Annotated in this window: 8 protein-coding genes and 1 pseudogene; 4 read left to right on the top strand and 5 right to left on the bottom strand. The window is 66.5% G+C overall.

The features are described 5' to 3' along the window. Nucleotides 1-230: 230 nt before the first annotated feature. The 3 genes and pseudogenes from VX037_RS01980 to VX037_RS01970 form a co-directional block, all read left to right on the top strand. Nucleotides 231-1085, top strand: a pseudogene (locus VX037_RS01980) (NAD(P)-binding domain-containing protein); the annotation flags it as partial. A gap of 56 nt (nucleotides 1086-1141) precedes the next feature. Next, nucleotides 1142-2767: a response regulator transcription factor gene (locus VX037_RS01975; protein WP_328713025.1), complete on the top strand. Its 1626-nt coding sequence runs from the start codon at nucleotides 1142-1144 to the stop codon at nucleotides 2765-2767. Between the two features lie 171 nt (nucleotides 2768-2938). Beyond that, a complete protein-coding gene (locus VX037_RS01970) occupies nucleotides 2939-3835 on the top strand; it encodes a formate/nitrite transporter family protein (RefSeq protein WP_235724513.1) in 897 nt (298 codons plus the stop codon). A 109-nt stretch (nucleotides 3836-3944) separates the two neighbouring features. Here the strand turns inward: VX037_RS01970 and VX037_RS01965 are convergent, their stop codons facing one another. Next, nucleotides 3945-4937: a YihY/virulence factor BrkB family protein gene (locus VX037_RS01965; RefSeq protein ID WP_287014940.1), complete on the bottom strand. Its 993-nt coding sequence runs from the start codon at nucleotides 4935-4937 to the stop codon at nucleotides 3945-3947. A gap of 174 nt (nucleotides 4938-5111) precedes the next feature. Here VX037_RS01965 and VX037_RS01960 point away from each other — a divergent pair, with 174 nt between their 5' ends. Continuing rightward, nucleotides 5112-6164: an iron-containing redox enzyme family protein gene (locus VX037_RS01960; RefSeq protein WP_372475110.1), complete on the top strand. Its 1053-nt coding sequence runs from the start codon at nucleotides 5112-5114 to the stop codon at nucleotides 6162-6164. 14 nt (nucleotides 6165-6178) lie between these two features. Here the strand turns inward: VX037_RS01960 and VX037_RS01955 are convergent, their stop codons facing one another. The 4 genes from VX037_RS01955 to VX037_RS01940 form a co-directional block, all read right to left on the bottom strand. After that, nucleotides 6179-6370 (bottom strand): CDGSH iron-sulfur domain-containing protein, encoded by a 192-nt coding sequence (locus VX037_RS01955; protein WP_235724516.1) that lies wholly within the window; start codon nucleotides 6368-6370, stop codon nucleotides 6179-6181. Then, nucleotides 6367-7080, bottom strand: coding sequence for a methyltransferase (locus VX037_RS01950; protein WP_266063363.1), 714 nt, complete (start codon nucleotides 7078-7080; stop codon nucleotides 6367-6369). Before VX037_RS01950 ends, VX037_RS01955 begins: the two co-directional genes overlap by 4 nt. A gap of 199 nt (nucleotides 7081-7279) precedes the next feature. Continuing rightward, nucleotides 7280-9223, bottom strand: a complete 1944-nt coding sequence (locus VX037_RS01945; RefSeq protein ID WP_328713048.1) for a hypothetical protein — start codon at nucleotides 9221-9223, stop codon at nucleotides 7280-7282. Nucleotides 9224-9370: 147 nt separating this feature from the next. After that, complete coding sequence (locus VX037_RS01940; protein ID WP_266063364.1) at nucleotides 9371-10636, bottom strand: ATP-grasp domain-containing protein; 1266 nt, start codon at nucleotides 10634-10636, stop codon at nucleotides 9371-9373. Nucleotides 10637-10680 lie beyond the last annotated feature (44 nt).

The following is a 10680-nucleotide window of genomic DNA, read 5'->3' as shown; positions in this document are numbered from 1 at the left end:
CGACGATCACCATTTCGCGGGCAAACCTATGTGAGGCACCGAGGGCGTTTCGCGGGCAGATTACGTGAGTCAAGCCGCGGACTTGACCGACCCAACCCCGCAGAGCATCCTCAATAACGCGCCAAGGTGGTCCCATGCTCGTGGCAATCCAGGTGGCCCCATAGCGGTGGCAAATGACACCGTTTCCCGCCGACGGCTGGTCGTTTCCCGGCTAGGACGACGTCGCCGATTATCTGGAGACCTACGCCCAACGCTTCGGGTTGCCGGTTCGGTTGTCGACCCGGGTACGCTCACTGGACCCCGATCCGCGAGGCGGCTTCGTGGTCGACACCGACGCCGGCACACTCGCATCGCGCACCGTGGTGGTCGCCACCGGAACCTTCGGGCGCACTCCCGCGATTCCGGACTGCGCGGCCGAACTCGATCCCGCGATCCTGCAATTGCACTCCAGTGAGTATCGGCGGCCCGAGCAATTGCGCGACGGCCCGACACTGGTGGTCGGCGCATCGCACTCCGGCGCCGACATCGCCTACGAGGTTGCGGCGACCCGTCCGACGACGCTGTGTGGACGCGACTGCGGATCGATCCCGTTCTATCCGGAGTCCTGGCAGGCACGCGTGCTGTTCCCGATGATGATCTTCGCGTGGCGTCACATCCTGACCCGACGCACCCCGATGGGCCGCAGAGAGCTTCCGAAGGTGCGGTTCCATGGGGCACCCGCGTTGCGCGTGAAGGCCGCCGACCTGCGCGAACGCGATGTGACGCGGATCGAGCAGCGAGTGGTGGGCGCCTGTGACGGTCTCCCGCAGACGGCCCACGGTGAGGTGCTCGACGTCGCCAACGTCATCTGGTGCACCGGATTCCGCCAGGTCTTCGACTGGATTCATCTGCCGGTGTTCGGCCCCGACGGGTGGCCCGACGAGATGCGCGGGGTGGTGGACGCCGCGCCTGGCCTGTACTTCTGCGGCCTGTCGTTCCAATACGCCTTCAGTTCCATGGTGCTGCCCGGCGTCGGACGCGACGCGGCCTATATCGCCGAACGGATCGACCAGCGAGCCGCCCAGCCGGAGCATCAATTGGCCTGAGCCAATGCACGTCGGCCCCGGCCGGTCTTACGCTCGAGGCAGGAGGTGGCGGATCGATGACGCTCGCCGGCGAACTCGAACGGGCCCGAGCGGAGTTCGAGGCCGGCGACTGGTCGACGGCTCTGCGGCGCTGGATGGACATCGATCCGGCCGAACTCCGTCCGGACGATCTCGGCAGGCTCGGTGTCGCCGCGTATCTCGGTGGTCACGATCAGACCGCTCTCGACGCGCTGCACCACGCCTTCGCAGCCGAACTCGACAACGCGAACGTCCCCGCCGCCGTGCGGTGCGCGTTCTGGATGGCGATGATCGCCACGATGGCCGGCGACCCCGTCGTCGGCCAGGGCTGGACCGCGCGCGCCAACCGGCTGCTCGCCGATCACGACGCCGACGTGGTGGAGCGCGGATACATCGAAATCGTGCGCATGTACGCACACATCGATGCCGCCCGATGGCCACAGGCGTTCGACTGCGCACGTGCCGTCGCCGAGACCGGTCACCGACACCACGATCCGGATCTCGTGGCCGTCGGTATCGCGTCGCAGGGACGGCTCATCCTGGAAGGAGGCCGGGTACCCGAGGGCCTGGCGCTGTTCGACGAGGCGATGACGAGGGTGGCCGCCGGCGAGGTGTCCGCGGTGTTCGCCGGCCAGGTGTACTGCACCATGATCGAGGGCTGCCAACGAGTGTTGGATGTCGGCCGGGCCGCCACCTGGACCGCGGCGCTGACCCGATGGTGTGACCGCCAACCGGGACTGGTGCCGTTCACCGGACAGTGCGCCGTGCACCGCGGGCAGATGTGCACGTTGTCGGGTGCGTTTCGCGATGCGATCGCCGAATTCGATGCGGCGCTGGCGCGATACCTCGACACGTCAGCGTCCGCAGCAGGTCTGGCCTTCGCCGAGCGCGGTGAGGTGTACCGCATTCTCGGCGATCTGGACAATGCGGAACTGTCGTTCTCGCAGGCAGGAGCACATGGCTATGATCCGCAGCCGGCCCTGGCCCGGCTGTGGCTGGCCCGCGGGCGAGCGCAGGCCGCGGCGGGCGCGGCCCAACGTCTGTTGCTGGAGTCCACCGAACCGGTGTTGCGGGCCCGCATCCTGCCCGGCGCAGTGGAGATCCTGCTGGCGACCGGGGCGGTGGCGCAATCGCGGCCGCTGGCAGCCGAACTCGCCGAGATCGGCGATCGGTTCGGGTGCGTTGCGTTGCAGGCCAAGGCGGCGTTCGCGTCGGGCACGGTCGAACTCGCCGACGACGATCCGGCCGGTGCCCTACCCTACCTGCGCAAGGCACGTCAGCAATGGATGGAGTTGCACTGTCCGTACGAGGCAGCGCGCTGCCAGGCAGCGATCGGCCGCGGTCTGCTCGCCCTGTCGGACTCCGATTCGGCCCGAGCCGAATTGGCCGCCGCCGGTCGCATCTTCGACGCTCTGGGCGCCCGACCGGACGCCGAGGCCGTCGCCGACCTACTCGGTCCCGACGCTCACCCGGCGGGCCTGTCCGATCGCGAGGTCGAGGTGTTACGCCTGGTCGCCACCGGACGGAGCAACGGTCAGATCGCCGAAACGCTGACCCTGAGTGAGAAGACGGTGTCGCGGCATCTCTCCAACATCTTCGCCAAGCTCGACGTGAACACCAGGACCGCGGCAACGGCTTACGCCTACGAGCACGGCCTGATGTGATTCGGCTATCCATGACGACAGGCCGGTGTCTCATGTCACTTGCCCATCGAGAACTCACACACGCCGGGGGTTGCCGTGAGGAGGACGTAACACCGATTCGTCCTCATGACACAAAACCGACATTCCGACTCGATTGACTGACGCACATTCACCGTCAACCTGAGGAGTCTCATGTCGTACGTGAAGCCTGCCGAGTTCGTGAAACAGATGGTCGATGCCGGCGAGGCGAAAACGTTCCTGTCCACCCGGGATACGCTGATACGCGCGTACATGGCGGGCGCGATTCTCGCGCTCGCCGCGGCGTTCGCCGTCACCATCACCGTCCGAACGGGTGAACCGCTGCTCGGTGCGGTGTTGTTCCCCGTCGGATTCTGTTTGCTCTACCTGATGGGATTCGACCTGCTGACCGGGGTGTTCACGCTGGTACCGCTGGCGTTGATCGACAAACGGCGAGGCGTGACGTTCAAGAGCATGTTGCGCAACTTCGGCCTGGTGTTCGTCGGCAACTTCCTGGGTGCGTTCACCGTCGCGGTGTTCATGGCGATCATCGTCACCTACGGGTTCAGTACCGATCCCGATGCCGTCGGGCAGCAGCTCGGCGAGATAGGTCATTCCCGGACCGTCGGCTACGCCGAGCACGGCGCCGCGGGCATGTTGACCCTGTTCATCCGCGGCGTGCTGTGCAACTGGATGGTGTCCACCGGTGTGGTCGCGGCGATGATGTCGACGTCGGTGCCGGGCAAGGTGATCGCGATGTGGATGCCGATCATGCTGTTCTTCTACATGGGTTTCGAGCATTCCATCGTCAACATGTTCCTCTTCCCGTCGGGACTGATGCTGGGCGGTGACTTCTCGATCGGCGACTACCTGGTCTGGAACGAGATCCCGACGGTGCTCGGCAATCTCGTCGGTGGCCTCACCTTCGTCGGATTGATGCTCTACGCCACTCACGGCCGCACGGGACCGTCGCGACGCGTTCCGGAGGGCACCACCGAGATCGACGTCGCCCAGGAGGTGCAGGCGAAGAAGTCCGACGCCAAGGAGCGCGCGGTCGTCGCCGATTCCTGATCGTCGCCTCAGGCCAGATCCTGCACAACGTTCGTCCCCCGACACTCGCAACTCCCCGCCGAACTCGCGGTAGGTGTGGCGATAACCGGGGACGAACTGTTGTGCCGGCTTACTCGCGGCGGGCGGGACCGGTGAACCGGCGGACCCGGGCGAGGCCGCTCGCGCCGAGCTCCGCCGGGGAACGCCGACGCGGCGGTGGCCAGCCGTTACTGGGGTGGGCCTTCTCGATCTCGGCGTTGAGTTCGGCCCCGAAGAGCAGCACGATGGCCACCGACCACACCCACACCAGGATCGCCAGGGGCGCGGCGAGCGGGGCGTACACCGCATCGCCGCCGAACGCGGTGTCGGTGTAGAGCCGCAGGAGCGCGCTGACCGCGAGACCCCCGCCGGTGGCCAGTACGGCGCCGGGCAGATCCCGATAAAACGGGGTCCGCCGTGGTGTGGCCCAGTGGAACAGCGCCGCCACGACCAGAGTCAACACCACCACCGCCACCGGCCAGTAAGCGATTGTCCAGATCTCGCCGAGAGGCAGCGCCGCCAGACCCCACCGCCGTTCGACGATGTAGCCCAGCTGCGGGCCGGCCACCACCAGCGGCACCAGCACCACTCCGAGGATCAGGCCGATCACGGAGAACACCAGTCCCAACACGCGCGCCATCCAGGTGGGACGTTCCTCGTCCAGGTCGTAGGCGATCGTGACCGCCAGAACCACCACGCGCAGGATACGGCTGGCGGTGAAGACCGCGACCAGAAACGAGATCGAGAACACCGACGGGGACCCCTCGACCAACAGCCGGTCGAGCATCGCCGCGATGACATCGTCGACGGTCTGCTGCCGGAATACTTGCGCGGCGATCTCTTCGATGCGTTCGATGAGTTGAGCCCGAGCATCCGAACCCAATACCGGGTCGAGCAGTCCGGCCAACGAGACCATGGCGATGGACACGGCCGGCAGGCTCAGCAGCACCCAGAACGCAATCTCGCTGGCGAGTCCGGTGATGCGGTCATCACCCGAGTCCTTGACCGTGGCGACGGCGAGGTCGACGACCGAGCGCACACGCGGCGGCAGCCGCGCCCTGAACCGTCTCCACACCGCGCGCATCGGGGGCAACGGTACCCAAGAGCACCCTGCCCAGCGAGGACATGGCCCAGTGTCCGCCCCGCTGCGGCTCGCCTGCCGGCGCCCACGGCATCGTTTCGGCACGGCGCACACCGGATACTCCAGGTTCTACCCTGGGGACGACGTCCGGATTAGGGCATATCGATGAGAGGCGCGATGTCAATGACCAGCCAGCTGAACAGACCCGCAGTGACCGATGCACCCGCGCCGACGCTGCCCTCTGCGCGCGGGCCGCTCTCGGCGCTGGTGATCGATCACCTTCGGGCCGATCCGACGGCCCCGCACGGCATCGCGGCACCGGAGGCGGTGTTCCCGGCCGCGCTGACGGAGGTCGATCCGTACGGCGATGATCTGCAGCTGGCCCTCTACCTCTGTTACGAGTTGCACTACCGCGGCTTCGCCGATGTCGACACCGAGTGGGAATGGCAGCCCGGCCTGCTGGCCCTGCGCGGCGAGCTCGAACGACACTTCCGCGCCGCGCTGCATCGTGACGTTCCGGTCACCGGTGGCGAGACCGCCGGGCACGCCATGGACGAGTTGAGCGTCGAGTCACCCGACGGTGACGGCGCCTCCTATCACCTGCGTGACGCGGGCACGTGGGACCAGTACCGCCAGATGTTCGCGCTGCGTTCCGTCTATCACCTGAAGGAAGCCGATCCGCACGCCTGGGCGATTCCGCGGCTGCGCGGCCACGCCAAAGCTGCATTTGTCGCGGTCGAGTTCGATGAGTTCGGCGGCGGACACGGTGATGCTGTCCACCAGGAGCTGTTCGCTGAGCTGCTGCGGGCGGCGCATCTGCGCGAGGACTACCTCGGCTACCTCGACATCGTCCCCGCCGCGGCTCTGACACCGGTCAATCTGATGTCGCTGTTCGGTCTGCACCGGCGCTACCGCGGCGCCGCCGTCGGTCACCTGGCGGCCACCGAGATCACCTCACCGCCGGGTTCGGCGCGTCTGCTGTCGGGGCTCGACCGGCTGCAGGCACCAGAGCCCTGCCGGCATTTCTATCGCGAGCACGTCGAGGCCGACGCGGTGCACGAACAGATCCTGCGCACCGACGTGGTCGGCGACCTGATCCGCACCGAGCCCGAGTGCGAGACCGACATCGTCTTCGGCATCCGCGCGTTTCTGTTCGTCGAAGACGCGCTGGATGCGCACGTGATGACCGCCTGGCGGGCGGGCCGCAGTGCCCTCGTCGGGGAGCTGTAGCTGTCCGAATCCGATCAGCGCCGCCGGCGCTTGCGATGGCTGGTGTCGCACAGCGGGTAGTTCTTGCTGCGGCCGCACGCGCAGATCGCGACCATGAACCGATCCGACTCGACACGGGTGCCGTCGGGAAGTTCGATGTCGATCGGGCCCTCGACCAGCACCGGGCCGCCGCGAACCACCCGAACTGTCCGCCGCTGGGCGGTCATCTGTGTCGCCCTCTCGCCTGCGCCGTTGTGTCCGGGGCCCTCGCCGCGATCACCACCAGCCGTTCGATCCGACGACCGTGTTCCAGTAATCCGCGTTGCTCGAGCCATCGAGCCCGGGCAGTCAGCACCGGGCCGAACGGGATCCAGCGTTCAGCGATCACCTGCGCGGCGAGGCCCGCACCCTCCAGGGCGACGATGGAGGCGTCGACGCCGGCGAACTCCGACTGCACCACCAGTAGCGTGCCGCCGGGCGTCAACAACGTCGGCGCGTGGCGACACAGGGGGTCGAGCACCGCACGCCCGTCGACCCCGGCATCCCAGGCATGCGCCGGTCCGGCCGGATGGAATGCAGGATGCGAAAGTGTCGGCGTCGGTACATACGGTGGATTGCAGGTCACAACCTCGAACCGGCCGTGCTCGGCGGCCAGGTCAGCGTGTCTCACCGTGACCGGTCGGCCTGCGGCGCAGGCCGCTGCCCGTGCGTGCTCCACGGCGCTGTGCGAGGAATCCACCGCCACCGCCTCGCGGGCTCCGCCGGCGGCTGCAGCGATTGCGACGGCACCGGTGCCCGTGCACAGATCGAGCACACGTGCTCCGCGCACTCCATGTGTATCCATCGCATCGATCAGCAGCGCAGTGTCCTCCTGGGGCAAATACACGTCGGTGCCGATCGCCGGCTCGCCGGCCGAGGCCGGCGACACCATCGTCATGACCTGACCTCCGGTCCGCGGTGATGCGACCACGGCCGGGGACGGATCGCTCTCGCGAATTGGACTACGGTGTCTTCTGCGATCAACCTCACGCCTCACCTTCCGGCCATGCCATGCGGGAGATGACCACCCCGCACGGGAATGATTCCCCGCGGCACGGACCCCGAAACGCGGATGCGTAGATGTTCGGTTCAGCCCGTCACGGCGAGCCGTGATGGACCTGGCCGTCGCGAGGTCGCAGCGTGCGATCGGCCCCCCAGCTGCGTTCGACGTAGCCGACCACTTCGGCGACGTCTACGGCCGGGACATCGGTGAGGGTGCCGTCCTCGAGCGGATCGGCGTGGAAGATGTAGAGCCGGGAGGCAAACTGGGCGAACGGCAGTGAGCCTTCCCCCGGTCGTTCACCGTTGCCGGCGGTGCCCACCACCACCGAGTCGCCCCAGTCCTGGCCACTGTCATTGTTGGGGTTGAAGAAGTAGACGCGGATGTCACCGTTGGGGTCCGCGGCGACCCGCAGGATTGTGATGGCGTGCCAGCCGACGTAGCGCGCTGCACTGTCGGTGAACGCGATCCCGGCCGGTTGAGGGTGGATCAGCGGTTGATTGCCGTTGTAGCGCGGGTGATATGCGGCATAGAACTGGCGGATGAAGTCGTCGAGGTCCACGATGTCGCCGGTCGCCACATCCACGTTGATCCGAAATCCCCGAGCCGACCACCAGCCGTGGAATTCCGGGTTCACCCACCGGTGCGGGTCGCCGGGACGGTCGGCACAACGGCGCACCATCTCGGCGTAGATGCGATCAAGGTGCGGAACCACCAGCAGCGACACCGGATCGAGATCGATCGGGTCAGCTGTCGCGACGCCGCCGACACTCTCGGCCGAGGAGATGCGCTGGCCCTCGAAGTGGGCGATCACCTCGTCGTCGCGGGCCGCCCACGCCACCACCTGCAGCAGGTAGTCGGGATCGTTGTAAGCCCACATCGACAACGCACGCGCCGACTGGCACGTCGGGTTGTCACCCTGGCCCACCCCGAGTGGCTGGCCCAGCATCGACAGGAGACCGCCCAGCAACAGTCCCTCGGGTTCCACCGCCGGCCCGAAGGCCGAGTGCAGACGCTCCCGAACTGCTGGTGCGAGTTTCAGCGACACCTGACGCCACAGCGACGGCACCACCGGCGCCTGGTGCAGTATCCCGCGGTCGAGCAGCAAGGCCAGTCCGTACAGGCATTGCGCATGCTGCGGTTCCACGGTGCGCAGGATCAGCTCCTGCACCAGGTCGGTGTAGCGGAGCAGACAATTGCGTCCCACCTCCGAGAGTCCGAGGGCCTCGGGCAGGAGAAAGATGTTGTCGTCCACCAGGAACCGCACCAGGGCGGCGTGGTATCCGGACACCAGACCGGTGTCGTGCATGGCGCGAGCGAATCCGCGCGCCTCGAACTCCAGCCCCTCGGCGTCCATCGCCGACAACCGCGACAGGTACACGTCGATGCCGGGGTCCTCGCGGCAGGCCTCGGTGGGACCGAACAGCGCGGTCGTCAGACGATCGAGTCCCTGCCCCGCGGCGCCCAGGTCGACGTCGGGGTTGTTGCGATGGACGGCGATCCGGGTGACCATCGCCTTCACGTGATCGACCTGGATCGGTCGCTGACGCAGAATTCGCCAGATCTCCTCGACCAGTTCGTCGAGCACGCTGTCGTAGCCGATCTCGTCGACCACATAGTCGAACACGGCGCGGGCCACCCGCGCGCCGCCGTTTTGCCGTGCGCGGTCGGCTTCCGACATCGGCGCGAGCAGCAGATCCAGGTTCAGTGCCAGTACCTGCGACAAGAATCGTCGGGCATCGTCGGCGGTCATGTCCGGACGCGTGTGCTCACCGGCGGCGATCGCCACCAGCCGCAACTCACTCGTGGCCTCGAGGATCACGGTGTCAGTGTTGTCGCCTCGCAGGCTCGGACCGGCCAGCGCCGGCACCAGGATGTCGGGTTGATCCCAGTCGGAGCCGGCGAACACACCGGCACGTTCCAGCGCCGCGGCCCGCGCGCGGACAGCCGCGCATCCACCGGGTTGGGTCAGCACCCGGCGCAGTGCGTCGAGGACTCGTCGCAGTTTGCCCGGCTTGGTGAACTCGGGCGCCTCGTCCATGGCCGTCGTGGCGTGGTCGAGTTGTTCGATCCGAGACACCAACGCACGGCCGGTGTCGGGATGGTCGATTGATGTCACTGGCAAGGGCACCTTTTGTGGTTCTCGCGGTGCCGCGTGCCGCGCACCTCGGCGGACCGCGGCGACGTCTCACACGTAGAAATCGAGTTCTTCCTGACGCTTGAGCAGATCACGCATCCGATAGGGATCCTCACCGAAGAAGTACAGCAGACCCCAGTGCGTGCCGAAGGCAGTGCGCTTGGTGACGGTCTCCTCGAGTGGCTCGGAGAGATCGTTGGTCTCGTAGTAGTCGTCGTCGGCGGTCTCCTCCGGGATCTCGAGATTGGAGACCACCCGGCGGCGTGGATACACACCGAAACATCCCGCGACGCCGCTGGCGTCGACCACCTCACGCGGGAAGAAGGCATCGATCTCCTCCTCGGTGGTCTTCGGGTCGAAAGACAGCACCAGCGCTTGGTAGGCATTGAATCCGTACGCACGTTCCAGCAGCTCAAACACCTTGAAACCCGGTGGCCGATAAGCGACTTCGCCAAAGTACATCTCACCGTCGTTGGTCACGAAGTATTCGGGGTGTACGAATCCGAAATCGATGTCGAAGGTCTTGATCAGCTTTTCGATCTGTGCGGTGATCGCCGGACGGTACTTCTCCAGTTCCGGGGTGGCGGGCACGAAGACCGAATAGCCCAGCGTCACGTATTCGGAGATGTTGAGAAACTTGATCTTGCCGTTGTGAATCCACGCCTCGACCGCGAATTCCCAGCCGTCGAGATGCGACTCCATCAAGACCGGGAACTCTTCTTCCGGAATGGTGTCGACCTCGTCGGGGGTACGGATCACCCGATGTCCGAGGCAGCCGGCCTTGTCGAAGGCCTTCAGATGGATCGGGTCATTGGGATCGCCGTCGAGTTTGAGCAGGGTCTGATTCACCCGGCGCAGAAAGCGCACTACGTCATCACGGTCGTGCGCTTCTTCGAAGATGCCGACCCGGATACCACCGAGCTGGGCGCGGCGCTTCATCAGCGCTTTGTCACGCAACAGCATCGCCTGGCCGAACAGCCGCGGCTTGTTCATCAACACCGAATTGATGGCGCCCGCCCACTCGACGGTTTCCTCGAAGAGCGGGATCGCGACGTCGACACCCATATCCTGCAACGTCTCGGCGATCTCCATCGAGCGGTCGTTGAGGCGCTCGAAGTTCCAGGAGAGATACGGGATGTTGTGTTCGGCGCAATATTCTTCGGCCCAGTCGGGGGCCACCACCACGTAGCGGCGGTCGAATGAGTCGACCGCCTCGATGGCGCCAAGACTCCAGCCCAGCAAGGCCACATAGCCTTTGTCGGGGTTCTTGGGTGCCTTCGCGGGTGCGTCGTGTGGTGCTGTGGCAGGCGCGGTCATGCATGTCCTTTCGCTGCAGTTCGTGCGCGGTTCATGCTGCTTCT

The organism is Gordonia sp. Z-3 (genome assembly GCF_036233855.1).
In the GTDB taxonomy this organism is placed as follows: Bacteria; Actinomycetota; Actinomycetes; order Mycobacteriales; family Mycobacteriaceae; genus Gordonia; species Gordonia tangerina.
This window is presented reverse-complemented; position numbering and strand designations above follow the sequence as displayed.